Origin of the sequence: Salana multivorans, from assembly GCF_003751805.1 — a bacterium.
GTDB classification, from domain to species: Bacteria; Actinomycetota; Actinomycetes; order Actinomycetales; family Beutenbergiaceae; genus Salana; species Salana multivorans.
The window spans coordinates 2766677-2785387 of sequence record NZ_RKHQ01000001.1 but is presented as its reverse complement, the minus strand read 5'-3'; the positions used below and the strand labels follow the sequence as shown (position 1 = coordinate 2785387).

Sequence of the window (18711 nt, the reverse complement as noted above, 5' to 3'; positions counted from 1 at the left end):
TACGCGCCCCGCTAACCCCTACGCGATGTCCTCCATCCGCAGCGTCCGGCCCCGGCGGTCGTGGTGAGCCGTCAGTAGCCGACAGCCGTGACGCCGTGCTCAGCCTCGTCCTGACTGAAGCCCTCGAACACCAGCTGGTCGATGAGTCCCTGTCGCGAGAACGACATCAGATCGAGGTAGTTCTGGGCGGACTTGGCTGCCTGCTCGTACCAGTCGGGGGCGATGTGGTCCACGGCGAAGGTGGCGTCCTCGGTGGAGTAGCCCTCGTACTCCAGTTGGTCGATCAAGCCGCTCCGGGAGAACGGCATGAAGCTGAGGTAGTTCCGAGCGGAGTCGACCGCGTTCTTCTGTCCGATCGTCAGGTCGGGTGCCGGGGCTGCGGCCGGTGCCTCGTTGGTGGCTTCCGTGGCCTCAACGGGGGCCGCCGTAGGCGTCGAGTCGCTGGACTTCTCGGCGCCCAGGACCACGGTGGATCCCTGCTTCTCCTGGCTCGTCACGACCCAGTTCGCGCGGTTGATGATCGTGCGATCCTCGCGGGAGTCGTGCGTGACGACGTCGAAGCCCTGACCTTCGAGCTCGTCGACCGCGACGCGGAGATTCCATCCCATGACATCCGTGGGCTCGACGTCCACCTCGACGGTGATCGGCGTCGCCTCCTCGGTTGCGGCGGGGATGGGCGCGCTCTCCGCCTCGGTTGACGTGGCGCTCGTCGCAACGTCAGGGGCACCAACTGAACACGCCACGAGAAGGGCCAGCACCGGGACGATAGCGAGGGGTCGAATGAATCTCATAGCCAGACCGTAGCGGCTCGGCTAACTCCGCGCCTGCCGATCGCCGGGCCGAACGTACAGACGGATCATTCGCAAGGCAGTAGGCTCGCGAGAACGGCCCTGCGAGAAACCTGTGAATGGAAATGACGGACCATAGCGAGTCGCATCCGAGCAACGACGTCCCCCCTCCGGTCGAGGCCGCTCCCAACCAACCCAGAAGGCGCGGGCGAACTGCGATCATCGTCGGGGTCACGCTCGTCGCGCTCTGCGCGATCATCGCGATCGTGCGCCTTGGCAACCGCGCCACGCCGCTCGAGTCTGCCGTCGAGTCTTGCGGCCTCGGCGACAAGAGCCACGTGGCGTCGCTACGGGATGGCGGCAGGACGCTCCTGCTCGACAACAAGGGCGAAGAGGACGTGCTCGGGCTAGACGTCTTCGACATCGCGTGCGTCCTCGATGAACTTCACGCCCCATCATCTGTGATCGCGAAGATGGACAGCACGCGAGCGCTCGACGGCATGCAGTCCGCCTCGTGGGGCAACATCGAGGCCACCTGGTCCTACCACCCGAGCAACGGCCTGGACCTCATCCTCGAAATGAACTGAGTGCGGCTCGCCGCGCAACTGTGCAAGTCCAGCCGCGGCCATGACCAGCCTCGCGCTGGAAGGTCTCCACGACCCACCGCGAGACGCCCAGCTCTTCCGCGATGGCGCCGGCATCGGGGCCGACGAGCCGCTCTGCGCGGGCGTACTCCTCCGGTGAGATGAGCATGCGCGCTGCCTCGACGTCGGCTCGGCGTTCGCGGCGGTCGTGCTCTCGGCGGTCTCGGATCGGCTCGTCGCGGTGGAACGCGTGGCTGTACTCGTGCGCCGCGGTCGAGACGATCTGAACGCCGGTCAGGCAGAGGTGGAGCGTGATCGTGCGGCGCTCGTGGTCGTAGATCCCGTGGTCGTCGTCGAGGTCTGCCCACTCGACTCGGACTCCGAGCGAGTGGGCGGCGTCGAAGATGGCGTCAGGCGTCGTCAGCATGGGCCGGCTGCTCCTTCCGCGGATCCCCCTCCTTCGCCACCTTGATCAGCGGGAGTTCGTCCTCATCCGGGATCGTGACACCCGGGGCTGACATCTTCGCGATGGAGATCGGCGCGGGGGGCTCAAGCGGCTCAACGAGCGCCGGGTGCTCACCGACGCCTCCCTCCTCGATCCGGCGCAGGATCTCGTCGGTCAGGGCCTTGTCGGTGATGCGCCGGAGTGCGGACTCTAGGTCGCCCGCCTCGGCCTCCTCGTCCGTGATCAGACCGAGAGCCACGAGACCCGACAGCGGAGAGGCGCCGTAGGCCCGCGCGATCGCCACAACGGTCGCGGGCTGGACGCGCCCATTGCGCACCTGGTCGGTGAGCGTGGGTACAGCAATGCGCGAGTTGAGCGCCACCTGTCGGAGCGAGTCGCCGTCCGTGACCCGGATGATCCATGCCTCTGTCGTATCCATGACTGACATCTTAGTCACATGTGCGGCTGACCGTCTAGACATGATGGATGACTTTCGGTTGACACCTGCTGAGTTGTCGTGCATCATGGATGACATCGCAGCAATCGCGACCATGGAAGGAGCGACATGTCCGCCACCCTCATGATCCGTCCCGGGCTCCTGGACCGGATCAAGCGCTACTCGGGCATCGCCTCCGACGACGCCCTCGCCGGAGCCATCGGAGTCAGCCGACAGACGCTCGTCAGCGTGCGGGACGGCAAGCAGAACGCCAGCGCACAGTTCATCGCCGGCGTCTGCCGGGCGTTCGACATGAGCGTCGGCGAGGTCGCAACCCTCGCCCGCTCCACCGACGACGTCCACACCGACGCCGCCTAGATACAGCAGTGCCCCGGCTCATCCGCCAAGACACACCGGGGCAACCACCACTCGAAGGAGAGCGTACCAATGACCGACCTCACGCAGTTCAACTTCCACGGCCACGGTGTCCGCCACATCATCGACGAGCACGGCGAGCCCTGGTGGATCGCCAAGGACGTCTGCCAGATCCTCGGCCTCGGCAACATCTCGCAGGCGATCGTCAACCTCGACGACGACGAGAAGGGTGTCACTACTGCTGATACCCCTGGCGGGGCGCAGCAGGTCGCGATCATCTCCGAGTCCGGGCTGTACGCACTGATCCTCCGCAGCCGCAAGCCCGAAGCGCGCGAGTTCAAGCGCTGGGTCACGCACGAGGTGCTCCCCGCGATCCGCAGGACCGGCGGCTACGGCGTCGTGCAGGGCCGCGCGCTCCCCAAGTCGTACTCCGACGCGCTGCGGATGCTCGCCGCCGAGGTCGAGAGGACGACCACCCTCAACGCGCAGATCGAGGCCGACGCCCCGAAGGTCGCCTACGTCGAGACGTACGTCGCCGACTCCGACCTGTTGACGTTCCGCACGGTGGCCGCGAACCTCGGCGTCAAGGAGAGCGCGCTGCGGGAGCTGCTCGTCGAGCGGAAGTGGATCTACGTCGAGCTGTCCTCGCGCTGGTCGGAGAAGGCGCAGAAGATCGAGCCTCAGCGCCGCTACTCCGCCTACGCGGACAAGAAGATGTACTTCACGCCGCGCCTGGCCCACGAGGCGCCCCGCTTCAAGGGCGAGGCGATGCACACCCTCAAGATCACCCCGGCCGGCGCGTCCGCGATCGCGCGGCTCGTGCGCCAGTCCGGGATCCCCACCGCCGAGCCGATCGAGGGCGGCGCCGGCCTCGAGGTGGTCTCATGACCTCCCCGATCGTCACCCGCGTGCAGGGCGGCGAGTACAGCACGGTCGTCCTCTCGGACGGCTCGGTCGAGACGTGCTTCTTCCACGACGACGGATCGTCGCGGGTTGTGGCCCGCGACTTCCCCGAGCGCGTTCAGGACATCGCAAGCCGGCACGTCCGAGCCGATCGCGAGGGTCGCCCATGACTTCCCCGCCCGCCGTCGGGCGGGACACCACGCCGTGCATGAGTTCGTCCATGCGGCCCGAGCGCACACCGCTCCCGACCCTCGCCTGGTGCGAGAACGCGATCCGGGACGAGTGCGAGCGGCGGCACTACGTCATCCCCGGTGACGAGACGCAGGTGCGCGCCGAGGTGCGCCGGGCCGCGAAGCAGTACCGGCGCGAGTGGATCACCCACCTGGACCCGCCCGTCGACCTGCGCATCCTCGGCATCTACCAGGACCCCACCGCCTGGCACGCCCTCAACGGCATCCCCGCCTAACCCCACCCACCCCGGCCCCGCCACCACCTGGTGAGCGGGGCCTTCCTGTACCCGAAAGGAGATCGCCGTGAGCGACATCCAGCTCCCCGCGACCCCCGCGCTGATGAGCGTCGAGGAGTTCGCCCGCTGGCACGGGATCGGTCCCACCACCGTGCGCCAGTGCATCGACGGCACGTCCGCCAACTACCCGCCGCTGCGAGCCAAGAGGAACAAGCCCGGCAAGGGTGGCCGCCTCTACATCACCGCTGAGGCTGCCGCCGAGTGGCGCGCGAGCCTCCCGGACGCATGACCCGCCCGCCGTGCCCGTCGTGTGGCCGCCCGACCGTCCGTCCGTCTCGCCGGCTGGGTGAGCGGGTGTCGGAGCGGGGCGGTACGGGCCGTTGGGCGGTGCTGGTCGCGTTCGGTCGGGCTGACATCTGGGGTCCGCACGGGCAGTACATCGAGACGCACGAGCGGCACGAGGACGCGATGGATGCCGTGCAGGTGTACGCGCTCGCGGACCACCTTGCTCACCGGGACGCGGCATGACCCGCCGCACCCCCCGCCCCCGCCGTTCCCGGTCCCGCTGGGACGTGGTGGTGGAGACGGTGTGGGGGTCTGTCCTGGTGCTGCTGGTGCTGTCGGCGATGGTCGCTGGTGCCGCGTGGACGGGGGTCGTGCCGTGAACCCGCTAGTGCTGGCCGTGGGTGTGGCGCTGGTCGTGTGGGGGTGGGGGTCGGGCCGCTACGGGCTGGCCCCACTGACGATGCGACGGTGCGGACACCTGCACCGGGCTGACCTCGCCGCCTGGGCGTGCATCCGACGCCGTCGACTGCTGCCTCCCCGACGCGCCACCGCGGCATCCATCGCCGCCCCCCTGACCCCCACCATCCCCGCGGGCACCACGCTCGCCCACCACATCGACAGGACCACATCATGACCCCCATCACCGTCACGAGCCAGGCCGAGTGGGACGCCGCGATCAAGGCGCACCACGACGACTACGTCACGGTCTACATCGACTCCCCCGCGGGCGTCGTCATCCGCATCGACGACACGGGCTCCTCCCGCGCCGTGCTGCGGGGCTCCTCCCGCGCCGTGCTGCGGGGCTCCTCCAGCGCCGTGCTGTGGGACTCCTCCAGCGCCGAGCTGCGGGGCTCCTCCCGCGCCGTGCTGCGGGGCTCCTCCCGCGCCGTGCTGCGGGGCTCCTCCAGCGCCGTGCTGTGGGACTCCTCCAGCGCCGAGCTGCGGGACTCCTCCAGCGCCGAGCTGTGGGGCTCCTCCAGCGCCGAGCTGCGGGGCTCCTCCCGCGCCGAGCTGTGGGACTCCTCCAGCGCCGTGCTGCGGGGCTCCTCCCGCGCCGAGCTGTGGGACTCCTCCAGCGCCGTGCTGCGGGGCTCCTCCAGCGCCGTGCTGCGGGGCTCCTCCAGCGCCGTGCTGTGGGGCTCCTCCCGCGCCGTGCTGTGGGACTCCTCCAGCGCCGAGCTGCGGGCGTTCGCCACGGCCCACGCCCGCGACCGCTCCACCGCGACCGGCGGCAGCCACACGGCGATCCACGTCCACTCGCAGCGCGCCACGGTGTCCGGCGGTCACCTCATCGACCTGACCGGCATCGACGAGTACGACCCGGCGACCTGGGTCGACCTGCACACCCGCGGCTCCGACTCCGACGGGCTCGTCCACCTCTACAAGGCCGTCGACGACGACCTCTGCGCCGGCCACCAGTACACGCTGACGCAGTACCCGATCGGCGAGACGATCACCGACCCCCGGTGGCGCGACGACAACCAGTGCGGTGGTGGGCTGCACGCCTGCCCCACCCCTGTCATGGCCCGCGACCACTACATGGACGCCACGAGGTTCCTCGAGGTCACCGTCCCCGTCGCCGACCTGCGACCGATCGACGACACGAAGTGCAAGGCCCCCAGGGTGACCGTGCTGCGGGAGGTCACCCTCGACGGCGACCCGATCGAGGCAGCATGAACAGCCCGACCGTCGTCGTCCGCCGCCGCCCCGGCACCCCCGGCTTTCCGTGGGTCGTGTACTGGCGCACCAACCTCGGCCTGAGCCCCCTAGCCGAGGCCGGCACGCACACGGAGGCAGTCGCCTACGCCGACCGTCTCGCCCGACACCTCCCTGGTGGTGCCCGATGAGCCCCCGCAAGGCCAGCGTCCTAGACGGGGCGGACGACGTCGTGGAGATCCGCCGGGCGCTCGCGGGGTGGGAGGGGTCTGACCTCGACGGCGCGGCGCTGCGGCTGATCGCCGACGGCGCTGAGACCTACACGGCCGGCGCGCTCGGGGTGCTGGTGAACCGGGTCCTCGCCGTCGTCGCGGACCTCCGGGCCGAGGACGGTGTCCGGTGACCCCGCCACGTGAGCCCGACCCGGACCCGTGGACGTGGATCGCGCGGGGTGTCCTCGCCGTGATCGTCGTCCTGACCTTGCTATGGGCGGTGTCGGGATGAGAACTCTCGCGACCGTCTGTCTCGGCTGCCCGTGCGGCTACGACGACGACACCGAGGCCGAGCTGGTCGGCGGCCCCCGGGACACGCACGCCGTGTGGACGTGTCCCGACTGCGGCACCGAGCACGAGACCGACATGAGTGACCCCGACGACGACTACGAGAGGAGCAGGGACGATGACGCCTGACCAGATCGCCGCGATCCGCGACCGCCACACGCGAGGCAGGGGGGCGATCGAGGCGTGGATACCGCTGGAGGTCGTCCGCTCCCTGGAGGACGTCCCGGCCCTCCTGGACCTGCTCGCCGAGCGTGACGCCGAGGTCGAGCGACTGCGGGCGCAGCGCGATGGAGACGGCGACGTCGACCTCGAAACGACCCAGCGCGAGAACGACGCCCTCGCCGCCCGCCTCGACGCCGTGCGGTCGGTCCACGCCCGCTACTTCGACCCCGAGACCAGCGAGGCGGGCGAGGGCATCGAGCCGGAGGACGTCTGGCGCTTCGATCGCGACATGCGGGCACTGCTCGCCCCCACCCCCGAGACCACCACGACCGAAGGAGAGACCCCGTGAACCACGAATGCGCTGGCGGCTGCGCTATGTGCCGCGACGAGACCAGCACCACCCTGCCCCGCGTCATCCCCCTGTCCGAGGTGCGCGTGGGTGACACCGTGCGCGTCGAGTGGACCGAGGACGACGTGACCCCTAGCAGGACCGGCGTCGTGGCGGGGATCGACGGCGACGGCACCCTGCGCTCGCCGAGCTGCCGCGCCATCGGCCCCTACACGCTCCGACAGCTGGCGGGCCGCACCGTCGTCCGCGCCGACCTGATCGTCTACCTGCTCGACCGTCCCGCCCCGACCCTGCCGACCGAGCCGGGGTCCATGATCGTGGACGCGACGATCCGGGGCATCGAGGGCCGCACGGCGATCCTGAACGACTGCGGCATCTGGAACACGCCGAGGAACGTCCGTGGCCACCGCAGTCACAGCCCCGAGCACATCACGGCCTGGACCCCCGCGCGGATCGTGGCTGACGGAGAGCCGGTGACCCGATGACTGGCTACGGCCTCCAGATCACGGAGGCGAACCACGACGAGAACGAGTTCTTCACCCTCGGCGGCGCGATCTTCGACACTGCCGAGGAGCGGCAGGCGTCGATCGACGCACTCCCGCGATTCGTCCACGACTGCGCTGACGAGTCGGTCCGCCGCTGCTACACGGTCGACGTCCTCAACGAGGACGGCTGGTCCATCGTGGACAACATCGAGGTCAGCGAGACGACCGCCCAGGAGCTCCTGGGCACGTCGGACTTCGAGCCGATGCGACAGTCCGAGCGGGCCGCGCTCCGTGCAGTCGCAGCGGGGGTGTTCGACCGATGAGCGGCGAGCAGTACGCGCACTGCCTGGACTGCCCCGCGACGTTCGCGGACCGGGCCGAGATGAACGCGCACCTCTCATCCACGTTCGGTGACGGCCCGTCGTCACACAGGGCTCGGGTCGACAACCCGACCGAGGCAGAGCAGCGCCAGTCGCGAGCCTCCATGGCCGTCAGCGACGCGCTCGACCGCGCCGTGGAGAGCCTGGACCGCGAGGTCGAGTACGGCCGCGTCACGGCCGAGGACATCCGGGACGCCCTGTGTCACTACGACCTCTCTGACGAGTGGGACGCGTGGATGCGAGAGAACACACCCGCGCCCGAGCCGACCCCCGAGCCGACCGGACCGCAGCCCATCGACGGCGACACCCCGTTCGACCTGGAAGGACTCAACGCATGAGCGAGCAGATCACGACCCTGGCCGAGCTGGAGGCGCTGCCGCCGCTGGTTCAGGCGCTCACAAACGCCCTCGCCGAGGACCGCGCGGACGACAACGGGATCGACGTCGGATCGCTGGTGCCGGAGGCGCGGCGTCTCGCGGCGATCCTCCGTCACGACCCACGCCTCGTAGCCGAGGCCGTCGCCGCCGAGCGGGAGGGCATCACTCAGGCCATCGAGGCGATGGGCGACGACGAGTGGCGGGCCAGCGTCGAGGCCTACCACCAGGCCGGATGGGAGGGCGACCCGACCGACTACGACCGAATGTTCTGGGAGGCCGGACTCCGCCGCGCCGCCCGGATCGCCAGCGAGTACGGCCAAGGGGGTGCGTCGTGACCCCCTACTACGCCGACGACCTGGTGACGCTCTACCACGGGTCGATGTTCGACGTGCTGCCCGAGCTCGGCCGGTTCGACGCGTGCATCACAGACCCGCCGTACGGCACTACCAACTTGGCGTGGGACCGGTGGCCCACCGGGTGGCCCGATGCCGTCGCCGAACACACGGACACGCTGTGGTGCTTCGGCACGATGCGCATGATCCTCGCCCGGGCCGACGAGTTCGACGGGTGGCGGTTCGGGCAGGAAATCGTTTGGCTAAAGAACGCTGCGACGTCGATGATCACCGACCGGTTCCTGCGAAGGCACGAGAACGCCGTCCACTGGTATCGCGGATCGTGGCCGGGGCAGCATCGCGCGCTGCCAAAGGTGAGCCGAACTGGTGCCCCGTCCGGCACGCGAGCACGCCCCGGTGATGATGGCGGTCCTGGCGGTGACGGCGTGTTCGACCGGCACTTCAAGCCATTCCGACCGTGGGTGGATGACGGCACCCGCTGGATGACCTCGGTGATCGAGGCGAAGAGCGAGCCTAAGCGTGGGCGCCTCAACCCCACGCAGAAGCCGCTCGGTGTGCTCACGCCCCTGATCCAGTACAGCGTCCCCGAGGGCGGGAGCGTGCTGGACCCGTTCGCCGGGTCCGGGTCTACCGGGATTGCGGCACGGCATCTTGGTCGCCGCGCTGTCCTGATCGAGGCGCGCGAGGAGCAGTGCGAGGCCACCGCCGCGCGCCTCACCAAGCCCATCGAGGTGGGCTTCAACCTGGAAGGACTCACGACGTGACCCCACGATGCGGCCAGCGACGCGCCCCGATCCGCGTCGGCGCGCAGGTCGAGCAGGCCCCGACCTGCCACCTGCCCGCCGGACACGACGGCCCCCACGCCGCCGTGATCCTCGACTCCGACGACAACCCCATCACCGAGAGGTGGCCCCGATGACCCGCTACTGGCTGTCCACCCGTGACGGCGACATGATCGCCAGGCCCGACGAGCACACCCCGCTCGGCGACTGCTGGATCGAGGTCACCGTCTCGCCGGTCGCGTCGGGGGACGTGATCGAGGAGGCGGCGCGGGCACTGCGTGACGAGGCATCCCGTGTCGACGCGATCCTCGATGCTGCATGGGATGACGAGGTCTTCGACGCGTCGATCGAGTCGTCGCACGTCATCGACGGGGTGCCGCAGCGGGTCGAGGCGGCGCCGGAGGTCCTCGTCCGCTTCCTCGCCGCCCGGGGCTACCTCACCGGGCCGCGCACGGTCACGGCCGAGCAGCGGGTGGCGTATCTTCGGGACGCGCTCCGGTCGCTCGTGGAGGCCGTCGAGGCGGTAGGTGAGGGGCGCAGGTACTGGCCCCGCGACATGAGGATCGACGGTACCCACCGGCGGGTCGAGGATGCACTCGACGTCGCCCTCGCCGCTCTTGAGGCCGTGTTCAAACCGGAAGCGACACCCCCGCGCACGGTCACCATCACGGCCGAGCAGTTCGAGTCTGCCGCCCGCGCACATGCAGGACTGGAACCAGGCGAGGACTGGCCAACAAACGAAGCGCTTGGTGGCTCGCCCACCGGGGTGCGTGACGACGAGTACCGGTGGGCCATCCGCGACAACGTTCGCGAGATCATCGAAGCACTCGGTTTCACCGTGGAGGAGGCCGACTGTGGCTGAGCCGTACACCCCGACGACGGACGAGATCGTCGCCGGGATGACGCACCTGGGGGACAACTTCTGGCGCGAACTCACCGAGGCCGAGGTACGCCGAGGACTCTCCGCTCACGACCGCGAGGTGGCCGCGAGGGCTCTGCGGGAGGCGGCGGACGCGGTCCCCCTCGACTGCTACGACCCCCGCCACCACGCGGACTGGCTCCGGGATCGCGCCGACCAGATCGAGAAGGGAGAGGACCGTGGCTGACCTCGTCAACCGCGGGATCGCCACACCCTGACCCACCACCACACCCCAACCAAGGGGCCCGACACCACCACGGTGCCGGGCCCTTCGCATACCCGGAGACAGACATGACCAGCAGCACCGAGCGGGCCGTCCTCGACGGTCTGACCCGCACGATCTTCACCAACCCGATCACGCCCGCGTCGACCACCCAGATCCTCACGGCGGGCGTCGAGGTGCTGACCCTGACCGGGTCGCGCATCCCCACGCTCGACCCCGGCGAGGCGTACCCGCGTCGCACCAGCGACGGCACCCAGTACTGGGTCGGGCTCGCCGGCAGCGACGACGTCGAGCGGCGCGAGGACATCGCCCGCGGCTACGGCATCGAGCTGTACACCGGCCTGCACGTCCCCACCGCCGCCGAGGGCGTGCAGTTCGCCCGCCACACCATCAAGCGGCGCGGACTCACGCACTGGCGGATGCCGCTGCGTCGCGTCGCCGAGGGAGACCTCACCGTCGCCGAGCCCTGGGACCCCGCCAAGCCGGTCGGTCGCGGGTACGTCCTCGTGACGTTCATCGGACGGCCCCGCTGGCTCGCCCCCCACGGGGAGGTCGCGGCGTGAGCGGTCCCAAGCCGAGGCCGTCCGGACTCCGCTTCTCCGAGTCGGCACACCGCTACTGGCTCGACGGCAAGCCGGTCCCGGGGGTGACCACGATCATCGGGAAGGGCATCCCGAAGCCAGCACTGCCCTACTGGGCTGCGAAGTCCGTCGCGGAGTACGTGGTCCAGAATCCCGACGGCGTCCGCGCGCTCTGGGAGATGGGCGAGGCGCCCGCGATCGCCGCCCTCAAGGCCGTCCCATGGCAGAAGCGCGACGAGGCCGCCGTGCGCGGCACCGATGTCCACGCCCTCGCCGAGCAGATCATCAACGGGGCCGAGGTCGAGGTGCCCGACCACCTCCTCGCGCACGTCGAGGGGTACGCCCACTGGCTCGACGAGTGGGCCGTCGAGCCCATCATCACCGAGCAGCCCGTCGGGCACCGCGCCCTCTGGTACGCCGGCACCCTCGACGCCGTCGTGCGGTTCGGCCGCGGCCCCTGGGCCGAGCAGACCGCACTCCTGGACTGGAAGACGTCCAGCGGCGTCTACGGGGAGACCGCGCTCCAGACCGCCGCCTACGCGGGCGCGGAGTTCTACGGACTCGCCGGTCAGGAGCAGCCCCTCCCCCAGATCGACCACATCGGCGTCGTCCACATCACCGCCCAGGGCTCAGCCCTGTACGACCTCGGCGACCACGCCGAGGCGTTCCGTGTCTTCCAGCACGTCCACTACCTCGCCAGCCGCACCGACTGGCTCAAGAACCTCGTCGGCGACCCGATGGAGATGGAGCAGACAGCATGACGGACCTCACCCCCTACAACCCGGCGCGGACGGAGATCGCCACGCTCGCCCCATCCGACCCGACTGGGCGGCGACTCATCTCCTGGGCAGAGGCGGGCCAGGCCGCGAACCAACTCGCCCGCGCCCTCTCTCAGACCGCGTTCGTACCCAAGGGCATGACCGACGTCGGAAATGCGACCGCCGCGATCCTCATGGGCGACGAGCTGGGCCTGTCCCCGATCGCGTCGCTGCGGTCCATCTACGTCGTCCACGGCACCCCCGCCCTGTACGCGCGGACGATGGTCGCTCTCGCCCTGTCTCACGGCCACCAGATCTGGACCGAGTCCGCCAGCGACCAGGCCGTCACGGTCTGCGGCCAGCGGCGCGGGTCCGAGCACGTCGAGCGCGCCGAGTGGACCATCCAGCGGGCCACCAAGGCGGGCTACACCGGCAATGCGAAGTACAAGACGAACCCGGTCGAGATGCTCTACGCGAAGGCGGCGGCGGAGGTCGCCCGTCGGATCGCGGCCGACGTCCTGGCCGGCGTGCCGTACTCGGTGGAGGACTTGGAGCTGGAGCAGCCCGCGACGACCACGGTCACCCGGGAGTCCGCCGCCCGGTCCCGCGTGAACCGCGCCCGGTCCCGCGTGAACCGCGACCGGCCCCAGCCGCCCGAGCCGGACCTCCCGTCCGACGACCTCAGGTCCGAGCTCGGGCCCGAGTCGGACCCCGAGCCGTCGGAGCCTGCCCGCGTGACGGACGCGCAGATCCGCAAGATCGGTGCGGCGATGCGCGACCTCGGCATGACCGACCGGACCCTCGCGCTCCAGTACGTCTCCGAGGTCGCCGGCCGCGACGTCCCCTCCCGGTCCGACCTCACCCGCGACGAAGCATCCCGCCTCATCGACCAGCTCGAGAGCGACCTCAACGCCCTGCCCACCGCCAGCGACGACACCGACTGGCCGCCCGAGCCGCCCGCCTGACCACCCACCCCGAGAGCCCCGCCCACCACCAGGTCGGCGGGGCTCTCGCGTACCCGGAAGGAGGGGCCATGGTCGCGAACCGCCACCAGCCCTGCACCTCATGCGGGACCGTCTGCTGCGGAGGCAAGACCGGCCTGTGCCGCGCCTGCCTGCACAAGATCCCGGCACGCGAGCGCTCCGGCACCTTCGGGGCGTTCCAGCTCCGCCAGTCGCACCTCAAGACGCAGACCACGGCCCCCGCCCGCGCCTACGACTCCACGGTCCCGGACGTGCCGCCCGTCGCGATCCGACTCGCCGCGATCCAGGCCGCCGCGCACGTCCCCCGCGAGCACCTCGCCGACGTCCTGGACACGCTCGGCATCCTCGACACGCTCCGGGACGCGGCCGCATGACCACCCTCGCGCTCACCGTCCCGAAGCGGCTGTGGCTGTCCTCGAATCGGCCGGTGCTCAACGTCGGCCACCGCGGCCGGATCGTGCGAGCGCTGCACCAGATCGCGATCGACGCCGCAGCCGAGATCGACATGGAGCCCATCGACGCGCGCGTGCACGCCGTCTGGACCATCCACTACCCCAAGGGCGTCGGCTGGCAGCACGGGGACGCCGCAAACGCACACCCGACCACCAAGGCCCTTCTCGACGGACTCGTGGAGGGCGGGTGGCTCCAGGGCGACGGGCCTCGCTACGTGCGCCCCGAGACCTTCGACCGCGGCCCCAACCTCACCATCCCCGGCGACCACCTCGTCGCCCTCGAACTCACACCCCTGGAGGCGCCGTGACCCCCTACTACTCCGACCCCGGTGTGACGCTGTGGCACGGGGATGCTCTCGGCGTGCTGCGCGGCCTCGACGCCGGCTCGGTGGACTGCATCGTCACGTCGCCGCCGTACTACAAGCTGCGGGACTACGGCGTCGAGGGTCAGCTCGGGGCCGAGGAATCGCCAGCGGAGTACGTCGAGGCGCTCGTCGCGGCCCTGCGCGAGGCGCGCCGCGTGCTCGCCGACGACGGCACCCTCTGGCTCAACCTCGGGGACTCCTACTACTCCGGCAAGGGCTCCCCGACGAGTCCGGACCTGAAGAACGAGGCGCGTCGCCCACCCGCACGCGCACTCGACAGGCCGGGCCAACCGTGGGGACAGCGCAAGGGGATGCTGGGCATCCCGTGGCGGGTCGCGCTCGCGCTCCAGGACGACGGCTGGGTCCTCCGCAACGACATCATCTGGGCCAAGCCGAACGCGATGCCCGAGAGCGTGACCGACCGGCTCTCGACTCGGCACGAGCACGTGTTCCTCTTGACGAAGTCGCCCCGCTACTTCTTCGACCTCGACGCGATTCGGGAGCCCGTGACGTCGACCCGCGACGGAGCCCTCACGTGGGATCGCGACGAGCAGGGCGTGCCCGGGCAGAAGCCGCAGCACCGCCCCGGACGCACCTGGAGCGAGCGCTCTGCCTCCGGAGCGCCGCCCCGACGCGGGCTCAATCCCGGGCACGCACAGGGCGACAGCGACTTCGCGACGCCCTCGCGTGGCCGCAACCCTGGCGACGTGTGGACGATCGCGACGCAGCCGTTCCCCGGCGCGCACTTCGCGACCATGCCGCCCGCGCTCGCTGAGCGGTGCATCCTCGCCGGCTGCAAGCCCGGCGGCACCGTGCTCGACCCGTTCTCCGGGTCGGGCACCACCGGTCTCGCTGCCGCGAAGCACGGCCACCCCTACGTCGGGATCGACCTCAACGCCGACTACCTCGACATGTCCCTACGCACCCGGCTCGCGCAGCCCGGGCTCGACCTGGAAGGACTGACCGCATGAGCGTCGTCAGCGTGGGGTCTTGCTGTAGCGGCGCAGGAACCGCAGCACGGCGTCGGTCACGGTCTCCCCGCGCCGCTCAGCCTCGGCCTTGGCCGCGTCCCACACCTCGTCGGGGACGCGGATGGACCGGGGCGGGGTGTGCGTGGTCCTCATGCGAGGACCAGCCCGCGCCTGTGCATCTCACGCTCGATGCGGGCGGCACGGGCCTTGAGTCGGGTCCACGCCTCACACGTCTCGGCAATCCACGAGGCGGCGGGGGTGCCGTGTCGGCCCAGGAACCAGGCCTCGTCGACGGCGGTGTCGGCGGCGTAGGTGAGGAGTTCGTTGTCGGTCATCGCATCCATCCCCCCATCATGCATGATGTCAATACACGCGTCAATACACAGCCCTCACTCATGGAAGGACTCACCGCGTGAGGACCCCACCGACCCCGCATCACGGCCAGCCGATGGGCACCCGCGACCGTCACCCGGACGAGATTCATGTCGGCGACATCATCACCTGGACCAGCCAGGGGAAGGAGTGGCACGGCGTCATCACCGGCCGGGAGGGACAGCCCTACGTCGAGGTGTGGATCGTCGGCGACACCCGCGTCTACCGCCGACACGTCACCCAGCACCGGCCCGGCACCTGGCAACCACCCGTGTTCCCCGGCCACGACGCCCCCGACGTGGACCTCGACCGGCTCCGCGAGGCCCTCCTGGAGTACTCCTGGGACGACGCGATCAGGCGACTCGGCATCACACCCGAGGACGCGCTCCGACTGTGGGACCAGATCGTGCGAGAGGAGGCGACGGTCGGATGAGCGCGGTCTACCGGGAGTGCGCCGAGGACGCCTACGCACGCGGCTACAGCGAGGGCCACGCCGCAGCTCTACGAGAGACACGGGAGGCCCTCGCCGTCCAGCGCATGCGCAGGCAGCGCGAGGCTCGCGCGGAGATGGCGCGGACCATCGCCGACGCCAAGGCGATCCTCGCGCGCATCGGGACCGACCCCGACGCGGCACAGCATCGACACGAGGTGTCCCAGTGGTGACCCCCTACCCACCCCAGCGGCGCATCGACGTCGCCCTGTCCATCATCGGCTCCAGCCAGGGCCGACACCTACCCACCGTCCTCGGCGAGGTCGAGCACGTCCTACGGGGCGCGACCGCCGAGGACATCACCCTCACCCGACTACTCGACACCGAGGAGGAGATGCCGTGACCTGGTTCAAGGTCGACGACCGGCTCTGGTCGCACCCGAAGTGGCTCGCGACCCCACCGGCGGCGCGCGGACTGTGGGTCACCGCGGGCAGTTGGAGCGCACATCAGGAGCAAGATGGGCGCGTTCCGTACGCAACTCTGCGCATACTCGGCCACAGTCTGGGTCACGCCAGAGCTCTGGTCCACTCCGGATTGTGGCGCGAGATCGAGGGCGGCTTCGAGTTCCACGGGTGGGCCGAGTTTCAGCCCACATCGGCGGAAGTGCGGGCGAAACGAGCCCTCCGCGCCGAGGCTGGGCGCAAGGGCGGGCTCGCCTCCGGGCGAAGCAGGCGTGAAGCAAATGCTTCACCTGGGCTTGAAGCAAACGGGAACCCCGTCCCGTCCCGTCCCGGCCCGGTTACTCCTAACGGAGTAACTGTTTCTCCTCGCCGGAAGCCTGAGCGGCCCCTCCCGGACGACTGGACGCCAGACGAGGGACACAGGAGACGGGCCGCCGAGCTGGGTCTCGACCTCGACGCCACGGCGGAGGCGTTTCGGAACCACGCCGCCACCAACGACCGACGCGCCCGGGACTGGAATGCCGCCTTCCGTTCCTGGCTCACCAAGGCCGCCGAGTACGCCGCCCGGGACAGCGCTCGCGGGCGGCGCCCCTCGGACCGTCAGGCCGACATCCTCCGCCGCGAGATGGACGCCGCGATCGCGTGGGACGCCCAGCGCGAGCACGACCAGCCGAAGGAGATCACCTCATGAACCGCATCGAAGCCGCCAAGGTCGTCGCCTACCTCAACCGCGCCGGACTCGTCGGCGCGATGGAGGGCCAGGCGGCCGTGTGGGCCGACGCCCTCCACGACGTCGCATACCAGGACGCCCAGCAGGTCGTCCGGGACATGGTCCGCGCCCGCACCAGCCGCGAGCGATGGGTCACCCCAGGCGACGTGATCGCCGGCATCCGGGAGGCTCGCCGGTGGGGGGTGCTGGAGTCGGACCGCGCCCGTCGCGCCCAGCAGATCGACCCCCCGGGCGGGCTCACCGCCGACCAGGAGCGAGCATGGCGGGCGGAGTACCACGAGGCTGTCATCGGCGGCGCCTACCCCGACGTCGCCGCCAGCCTCGCGACCCAGGGACTCCGGGCGCTCGCTCCGCCCGACCCGAGCGACGCACGGTGAGCGCCGAGGCCGAGGCTGCGGTCATCGGGGCGGCGCTCCTCAGCCCGGGCAGTCTCGCGCTCGTCGCCGACCACATCACAGCCGACGACTTCCAAGACGTCGCGCTCGGTCGCGGCTACGCACTGCTCCAGCAGATGCGCGCGGCTGGCGACAAGATCGACCCGATCACGTTCGTGGACCGGGCGGCCGCCGAGGGCATCCGGGGACTACCTCACGAGCGGGTACACCAGATCTTCGCCAGCACCCCCACCGCAGCCAACGCGGACTACTACGCGCAGATCGTGGCCGACGCCGCCACCAAGCGGCGCCTGGTCGTCGCGGGGCAGCGGCTCGCACAGATCGGCTCGTCCGAGATCGACGCCACCCAGGCCATGACCGCCGCACGCGAGGTCATGGCTGGGGTGTCGACGAAACCCACGGGCGGACTCCAGGCACCCACGCTCGGGCACCTGCTGGAGGGCAGCGACGAGTACGACTGGCTGATCCCCGGACTGCTGGAGCGGCGCGACCGGCTCGTCCTGACCGGCGGTGAGGGCGCTGGGAAAAGTACCTGGGTGAGGCAGATCGTCCTCGCGTCCGCAGCCGGGGTGCACCCGGTGACCTTCGAGCAGATCGAGCCCGTCCGCTGCCTCGTGGTCGACGCCGAGAACAGCGAGAAGCAGTGGCGGCGCAAGGCGGGCTACATCGCCCGGCACGCCGCACGCCGCGGAAGTGTCGACCCGGCCGACACCGTGCACATCGCGTGCGTCGCCCGGCTCGACATCACCACCGACCGGGACCTCTCGGCCGTGCATCGACTCGTCGACGAGCACGATCCGCAGATGCTCGCGATCGGGCCGCTGTACAAGCTCGTCCCCCGCGCCATCACCTCCGACGACGACGCCGCACCCCTCATCGACGCCCTGGACTCCCTCAGAGCCCGGGGTCTGGCGCTCGTCATGGAGGCCCATGCCGGCCACGCCCAGACCGGCGACGGGGAGCGCAACCTCCGCCCACGCGGGTCCGCCGCCCTGCTCGGCTGGCCCGAGTTCGGTATGGGTCTGCGCGCCGTCTCCGGAGATCCCGCCGCGGTCGACCTCGTCCGATGGCGAGGCGACCGAGACGAACGCAGCTGGCCGGCCCGCCTCCGCCGAGGCACCACGTCGGGATGGCCCTGGGTCTCCGACGACACCACATCAGGCACCTGGACCCCGTCCGGTGCGCACGAGAAATGGAGCTAGACCATGGCATCCGCCACCATCACGATCGAGGGCTTCGTCGCCCAGGACTCGACGCTGAAGTTCACCCCGTCCGGTGACGCCGTGTGCGAGTTCTCCATCCCCGTCACCCCCCAGAGGCGCAACGCCGCCGGGGAGTGGGAGGACACCGGGCCGACCGTCTGGTACCGGATCTCGTCCTGGGGCCGCCCCGGCGAGATGCACGCCGAGCTGCTCACGAAGGGCATGCGGGTCAAGGTCACCGGGCCGCTGACCGTCCGCGAGTACGAGCACAACGGCGAGAAGCGCACCAGCCTCGACGTTCGCGCCGACCAGCTCGGTATCGCCAAGCCCCGCGACGGCTGGCCCCAGGGCCACCGCAGCACGTCCCAGGCCGACCCGTGGCAGGGCGGCGGCACCAGCCAGGCCGCGGCCGGCGGCTACGACAACTCAGAACCCCCGTTTTGAGCCACCAACCTCGAGGGGCCGCACCACACCAGGTGCGGC

At 70.5% G+C, this 18711-nt stretch carries 38 protein-coding genes; 33 read left to right on the top strand and 5 right to left on the bottom strand.

From position 1 onward, the window contains the following. Positions 1-71: 71 nt before the first annotated feature. The gene (locus EDD28_RS12110) at positions 72-791 is read right to left on the bottom strand and encodes an Ltp family lipoprotein (protein ID WP_123739824.1); all 720 of its coding nucleotides are present in this window, start codon (positions 789-791) and stop codon (positions 72-74) included. Positions 792-907: 116 nt separating this feature from the next. Between EDD28_RS12110 and EDD28_RS12105 the strand changes: the two genes are divergently transcribed. Next, positions 908-1375: a hypothetical protein gene (locus tag EDD28_RS12105; RefSeq protein ID WP_211339180.1), complete on the top strand. Its 468-nt coding sequence runs from the start codon at positions 908-910 to the stop codon at positions 1373-1375. Here EDD28_RS12105 and EDD28_RS12100 read toward each other — a convergent pair. Both EDD28_RS12100 and EDD28_RS12095 read right to left on the bottom strand, forming a co-directional pair. Next, positions 1356-1799 carry an ImmA/IrrE family metallo-endopeptidase gene (locus EDD28_RS12100; RefSeq protein ID WP_123739823.1) on the bottom strand — a complete coding sequence of 148 codons (444 nt, stop codon included), beginning with the start codon at positions 1797-1799 and terminating at the stop codon, positions 1356-1358. The genes EDD28_RS12105 and EDD28_RS12100 overlap by 20 nt on opposite strands. After that, complete coding sequence (locus EDD28_RS12095) at positions 1783-2256, bottom strand: hypothetical protein (protein WP_148059614.1); 474 nt, start codon at positions 2254-2256, stop codon at positions 1783-1785. The genes EDD28_RS12100 and EDD28_RS12095 overlap by 17 nt, the downstream gene beginning before the upstream one ends. Before the next feature lie 126 nt (positions 2257-2382). On the opposite strand from EDD28_RS12095, the gene EDD28_RS12090 reads away from it, so the two are divergent. From EDD28_RS12090 to EDD28_RS11980, 25 genes are all read left to right on the top strand, one after another. Then, positions 2383-2631 (top strand): transcriptional regulator, encoded by a 249-nt coding sequence (locus tag EDD28_RS12090; RefSeq protein WP_123739821.1) that lies wholly within the window; start codon positions 2383-2385, stop codon positions 2629-2631. 69 nt (positions 2632-2700) lie between these two features. Continuing rightward, positions 2701-3516: a BRO family protein gene (locus EDD28_RS17720; RefSeq protein ID WP_211339179.1), complete on the top strand. Its 816-nt coding sequence runs from the start codon at positions 2701-2703 to the stop codon at positions 3514-3516. Continuing rightward, entirely contained in the window at positions 3513-3701 is a 189-nt protein-coding gene (locus EDD28_RS12075) for a hypothetical protein (RefSeq protein ID WP_123739820.1), read from the top strand. The genes EDD28_RS17720 and EDD28_RS12075 overlap by 4 nt, the downstream gene beginning before the upstream one ends. A gap of 38 nt (positions 3702-3739) precedes the next feature. After that, entirely contained in the window at positions 3740-3997 is a 258-nt protein-coding gene (locus EDD28_RS12070) for a hypothetical protein (protein WP_148059613.1), read from the top strand. A gap of 67 nt (positions 3998-4064) precedes the next feature. Continuing rightward, positions 4065-4286: a hypothetical protein gene (locus EDD28_RS12065; protein WP_123739818.1), complete on the top strand. Its 222-nt coding sequence runs from the start codon at positions 4065-4067 to the stop codon at positions 4284-4286. Positions 4287-4384: 98 nt separating this feature from the next. Beyond that, positions 4385-4525: a hypothetical protein gene (locus EDD28_RS17430; RefSeq protein WP_170169461.1), complete on the top strand. Its 141-nt coding sequence runs from the start codon at positions 4385-4387 to the stop codon at positions 4523-4525. Positions 4526-4912: 387 nt separating this feature from the next. After that, on the top strand, positions 4913-5959 hold the full coding sequence (locus tag EDD28_RS18100; RefSeq protein WP_170169460.1) for a DUF7666 domain-containing protein: 1047 nt from the start codon (positions 4913-4915) through the stop codon (positions 5957-5959). Beyond that, on the top strand, positions 5956-6129 hold the full coding sequence (locus EDD28_RS17420) for a hypothetical protein (protein WP_170169459.1): 174 nt from the start codon (positions 5956-5958) through the stop codon (positions 6127-6129). The genes EDD28_RS18100 and EDD28_RS17420 overlap by 4 nt, the downstream gene beginning before the upstream one ends. Continuing rightward, positions 6126-6341: a hypothetical protein gene (locus EDD28_RS12055; RefSeq protein WP_123739817.1), complete on the top strand. Its 216-nt coding sequence runs from the start codon at positions 6126-6128 to the stop codon at positions 6339-6341. The genes EDD28_RS17420 and EDD28_RS12055 overlap by 4 nt, the downstream gene beginning before the upstream one ends. 97 nt (positions 6342-6438) lie before the next feature. Further along, the gene (locus EDD28_RS12050; RefSeq protein ID WP_148059612.1) at positions 6439-6627 is read left to right on the top strand and encodes a hypothetical protein; all 189 of its coding nucleotides are present in this window, start codon (positions 6439-6441) and stop codon (positions 6625-6627) included. Further along, positions 6617-7009: a hypothetical protein gene (locus EDD28_RS12045; RefSeq protein ID WP_123739815.1), complete on the top strand. Its 393-nt coding sequence runs from the start codon at positions 6617-6619 to the stop codon at positions 7007-7009. The genes EDD28_RS12050 and EDD28_RS12045 overlap by 11 nt, the downstream gene beginning before the upstream one ends. After that, the gene (locus tag EDD28_RS12040; protein WP_148059611.1) at positions 7006-7494 is read left to right on the top strand and encodes a hypothetical protein; all 489 of its coding nucleotides are present in this window, start codon (positions 7006-7008) and stop codon (positions 7492-7494) included. Before EDD28_RS12045 ends, EDD28_RS12040 begins: the two co-directional genes overlap by 4 nt. After that, complete coding sequence (locus tag EDD28_RS12035) at positions 7491-7817, top strand: hypothetical protein (RefSeq protein ID WP_123739813.1); 327 nt, start codon at positions 7491-7493, stop codon at positions 7815-7817. The genes EDD28_RS12040 and EDD28_RS12035 overlap by 4 nt, the downstream gene beginning before the upstream one ends. Continuing rightward, positions 7814-8212, top strand: coding sequence for a hypothetical protein (locus EDD28_RS12030; protein WP_123739812.1), 399 nt, complete (start codon positions 7814-7816; stop codon positions 8210-8212). Before EDD28_RS12035 ends, EDD28_RS12030 begins: the two co-directional genes overlap by 4 nt. After that, entirely contained in the window at positions 8209-8586 is a 378-nt protein-coding gene (locus EDD28_RS12025; protein WP_123739811.1) for a hypothetical protein, read from the top strand. Before EDD28_RS12030 ends, EDD28_RS12025 begins: the two co-directional genes overlap by 4 nt. Then, a complete protein-coding gene (locus EDD28_RS12020; RefSeq protein ID WP_123739810.1) occupies positions 8583-9368 on the top strand; it encodes a DNA-methyltransferase in 786 nt (261 codons plus the stop codon). The genes EDD28_RS12025 and EDD28_RS12020 overlap by 4 nt, the downstream gene beginning before the upstream one ends. Then, complete coding sequence (locus EDD28_RS17415; RefSeq protein ID WP_170169458.1) at positions 9365-9523, top strand: hypothetical protein; 159 nt, start codon at positions 9365-9367, stop codon at positions 9521-9523. Before EDD28_RS12020 ends, EDD28_RS17415 begins: the two co-directional genes overlap by 4 nt. Continuing rightward, on the top strand, positions 9520-10248 hold the full coding sequence (locus EDD28_RS12015; RefSeq protein WP_123739809.1) for a hypothetical protein: 729 nt from the start codon (positions 9520-9522) through the stop codon (positions 10246-10248). The genes EDD28_RS17415 and EDD28_RS12015 overlap by 4 nt, the downstream gene beginning before the upstream one ends. Continuing rightward, a complete protein-coding gene (locus EDD28_RS12010) occupies positions 10241-10492 on the top strand; it encodes a hypothetical protein (RefSeq protein WP_123739808.1) in 252 nt (83 codons plus the stop codon). The genes EDD28_RS12015 and EDD28_RS12010 overlap by 8 nt, the downstream gene beginning before the upstream one ends. Before the next feature lie 104 nt (positions 10493-10596). Beyond that, the gene (locus EDD28_RS12005) at positions 10597-11091 is read left to right on the top strand and encodes a hypothetical protein (protein WP_123739807.1); all 495 of its coding nucleotides are present in this window, start codon (positions 10597-10599) and stop codon (positions 11089-11091) included. Next, positions 11088-11870 carry a hypothetical protein gene (locus EDD28_RS12000; protein ID WP_123739806.1) on the top strand — a complete coding sequence of 261 codons (783 nt, stop codon included), beginning with the start codon at positions 11088-11090 and terminating at the stop codon, positions 11868-11870. Before EDD28_RS12005 ends, EDD28_RS12000 begins: the two co-directional genes overlap by 4 nt. Continuing rightward, complete coding sequence (locus EDD28_RS11995; RefSeq protein WP_123739805.1) at positions 11867-12832, top strand: hypothetical protein; 966 nt, start codon at positions 11867-11869, stop codon at positions 12830-12832. The genes EDD28_RS12000 and EDD28_RS11995 overlap by 4 nt, the downstream gene beginning before the upstream one ends. Positions 12833-12900: 68 nt before the next feature. Next, entirely contained in the window at positions 12901-13224 is a 324-nt protein-coding gene (locus EDD28_RS11990) for a hypothetical protein (protein ID WP_123739804.1), read from the top strand. After that, entirely contained in the window at positions 13221-13610 is a 390-nt protein-coding gene (locus tag EDD28_RS11985; RefSeq protein WP_123739803.1) for a hypothetical protein, read from the top strand. The genes EDD28_RS11990 and EDD28_RS11985 overlap by 4 nt, the downstream gene beginning before the upstream one ends. After that, complete coding sequence (locus EDD28_RS11980; protein WP_123739802.1) at positions 13607-14638, top strand: DNA-methyltransferase; 1032 nt, start codon at positions 13607-13609, stop codon at positions 14636-14638. The genes EDD28_RS11985 and EDD28_RS11980 overlap by 4 nt, the downstream gene beginning before the upstream one ends. A 6-nt stretch (positions 14639-14644) precedes the next feature. Here EDD28_RS11980 and EDD28_RS17410 read toward each other — a convergent pair whose 3' ends face one another. Together EDD28_RS17410 and EDD28_RS11975 are read right to left on the bottom strand one after the other, a co-directional pair. Then, positions 14645-14791 (bottom strand): hypothetical protein, encoded by a 147-nt coding sequence (locus EDD28_RS17410; protein ID WP_170169457.1) that lies wholly within the window; start codon positions 14789-14791, stop codon positions 14645-14647. Next, a complete protein-coding gene (locus EDD28_RS11975) occupies positions 14788-14982 on the bottom strand; it encodes a hypothetical protein (protein ID WP_123739801.1) in 195 nt (64 codons plus the stop codon). Before EDD28_RS11975 ends, EDD28_RS17410 begins: the two co-directional genes overlap by 4 nt. Before the next feature lie 68 nt (positions 14983-15050). Between EDD28_RS11975 and EDD28_RS11970 the strand changes: the two genes are divergently transcribed. From EDD28_RS11970 to EDD28_RS11950, 7 genes are read left to right on the top strand one after another with little or no spacing between them, the layout of a single operon-like run. After that, positions 15051-15443, top strand: coding sequence for a hypothetical protein (locus EDD28_RS11970; RefSeq protein ID WP_148059610.1), 393 nt, complete (start codon positions 15051-15053; stop codon positions 15441-15443). After that, positions 15440-15673, top strand: coding sequence for a hypothetical protein (locus EDD28_RS11965; protein WP_123739799.1), 234 nt, complete (start codon positions 15440-15442; stop codon positions 15671-15673). The genes EDD28_RS11970 and EDD28_RS11965 overlap by 4 nt, the downstream gene beginning before the upstream one ends. After that, the gene (locus EDD28_RS17405) at positions 15670-15843 is read left to right on the top strand and encodes a hypothetical protein (RefSeq protein ID WP_170169456.1); all 174 of its coding nucleotides are present in this window, start codon (positions 15670-15672) and stop codon (positions 15841-15843) included. Before EDD28_RS11965 ends, EDD28_RS17405 begins: the two co-directional genes overlap by 4 nt. Continuing rightward, on the top strand, positions 15840-16592 hold the full coding sequence (locus EDD28_RS17180) for a hypothetical protein (RefSeq protein WP_148059609.1): 753 nt from the start codon (positions 15840-15842) through the stop codon (positions 16590-16592). The genes EDD28_RS17405 and EDD28_RS17180 overlap by 4 nt, the downstream gene beginning before the upstream one ends. Beyond that, positions 16589-17008, top strand: coding sequence for a hypothetical protein (locus EDD28_RS17400; protein WP_170169455.1), 420 nt, complete (start codon positions 16589-16591; stop codon positions 17006-17008). Before EDD28_RS17180 ends, EDD28_RS17400 begins: the two co-directional genes overlap by 4 nt. Next, positions 17005-18228, top strand: a complete 1224-nt coding sequence (locus EDD28_RS11955; RefSeq protein WP_170169454.1) for an AAA family ATPase — start codon at positions 17005-17007, stop codon at positions 18226-18228. The genes EDD28_RS17400 and EDD28_RS11955 overlap by 4 nt, the downstream gene beginning before the upstream one ends. Positions 18229-18231: 3 nt before the next feature. Next, the gene (locus EDD28_RS11950) at positions 18232-18672 is read left to right on the top strand and encodes a single-stranded DNA-binding protein (protein ID WP_123739796.1); all 441 of its coding nucleotides are present in this window, start codon (positions 18232-18234) and stop codon (positions 18670-18672) included. Positions 18673-18711: the final 39 nt, after the last annotated feature.

Coding starts and splice junctions, on each gene's coding strand:
- EDD28_RS12110 (WP_123739824.1), bottom strand. CDS start 791: ATGAGATTCATTCGACCCCTCGCTATCGTCCCGGTGCTGGCCCTTCTC.
- EDD28_RS12105 (WP_211339180.1), top strand. CDS start 908: ATGGAAATGACGGACCATAGCGAGTCGCATCCGAGCAACGACGTCCCC.
- EDD28_RS12100 (WP_123739823.1), bottom strand. CDS start 1,799: ATGCTGACGACGCCTGACGCCATCTTCGACGCCGCCCACTCGCTCGGA.
- EDD28_RS12095 (WP_148059614.1), bottom strand. CDS start 2,256: ATGGATACGACAGAGGCATGGATCATCCGGGTCACGGACGGCGACTCG.
- EDD28_RS12090 (WP_123739821.1), top strand. CDS start 2,383: ATGTCCGCCACCCTCATGATCCGTCCCGGGCTCCTGGACCGGATCAAG.
- EDD28_RS17720 (WP_211339179.1), top strand. CDS start 2,701: ATGACCGACCTCACGCAGTTCAACTTCCACGGCCACGGTGTCCGCCAC.
- EDD28_RS12075 (WP_123739820.1), top strand. CDS start 3,513: ATGACCTCCCCGATCGTCACCCGCGTGCAGGGCGGCGAGTACAGCACG.
- EDD28_RS12070 (WP_148059613.1), top strand. CDS start 3,740: ATGAGTTCGTCCATGCGGCCCGAGCGCACACCGCTCCCGACCCTCGCC.
- EDD28_RS18100 (WP_170169460.1), top strand. CDS start 4,913: ATGACCCCCATCACCGTCACGAGCCAGGCCGAGTGGGACGCCGCGATC.
- EDD28_RS17420 (WP_170169459.1), top strand. CDS start 5,956: ATGAACAGCCCGACCGTCGTCGTCCGCCGCCGCCCCGGCACCCCCGGC.
- EDD28_RS12055 (WP_123739817.1), top strand. CDS start 6,126: ATGAGCCCCCGCAAGGCCAGCGTCCTAGACGGGGCGGACGACGTCGTG.
- EDD28_RS12050 (WP_148059612.1), top strand. CDS start 6,439: ATGAGAACTCTCGCGACCGTCTGTCTCGGCTGCCCGTGCGGCTACGAC.
- EDD28_RS12045 (WP_123739815.1), top strand. CDS start 6,617: ATGACGCCTGACCAGATCGCCGCGATCCGCGACCGCCACACGCGAGGC.
- EDD28_RS12035 (WP_123739813.1), top strand. CDS start 7,491: ATGACTGGCTACGGCCTCCAGATCACGGAGGCGAACCACGACGAGAAC.
- EDD28_RS12030 (WP_123739812.1), top strand. CDS start 7,814: ATGAGCGGCGAGCAGTACGCGCACTGCCTGGACTGCCCCGCGACGTTC.
- EDD28_RS12025 (WP_123739811.1), top strand. CDS start 8,209: ATGAGCGAGCAGATCACGACCCTGGCCGAGCTGGAGGCGCTGCCGCCG.
- EDD28_RS12015 (WP_123739809.1), top strand. CDS start 9,520: ATGACCCGCTACTGGCTGTCCACCCGTGACGGCGACATGATCGCCAGG.
- EDD28_RS12005 (WP_123739807.1), top strand. CDS start 10,597: ATGACCAGCAGCACCGAGCGGGCCGTCCTCGACGGTCTGACCCGCACG.
- EDD28_RS11995 (WP_123739805.1), top strand. CDS start 11,867: ATGACGGACCTCACCCCCTACAACCCGGCGCGGACGGAGATCGCCACG.
- EDD28_RS11990 (WP_123739804.1), top strand. CDS start 12,901: ATGGTCGCGAACCGCCACCAGCCCTGCACCTCATGCGGGACCGTCTGC.
- EDD28_RS11985 (WP_123739803.1), top strand. CDS start 13,221: ATGACCACCCTCGCGCTCACCGTCCCGAAGCGGCTGTGGCTGTCCTCG.
- EDD28_RS17410 (WP_170169457.1), bottom strand. CDS start 14,791: ATGAGGACCACGCACACCCCGCCCCGGTCCATCCGCGTCCCCGACGAG.
- EDD28_RS11975 (WP_123739801.1), bottom strand. CDS start 14,982: ATGGATGCGATGACCGACAACGAACTCCTCACCTACGCCGCCGACACC.
- EDD28_RS11965 (WP_123739799.1), top strand. CDS start 15,440: ATGAGCGCGGTCTACCGGGAGTGCGCCGAGGACGCCTACGCACGCGGC.
- EDD28_RS17400 (WP_170169455.1), top strand. CDS start 16,589: ATGAACCGCATCGAAGCCGCCAAGGTCGTCGCCTACCTCAACCGCGCC.
- EDD28_RS11950 (WP_123739796.1), top strand. CDS start 18,232: ATGGCATCCGCCACCATCACGATCGAGGGCTTCGTCGCCCAGGACTCG.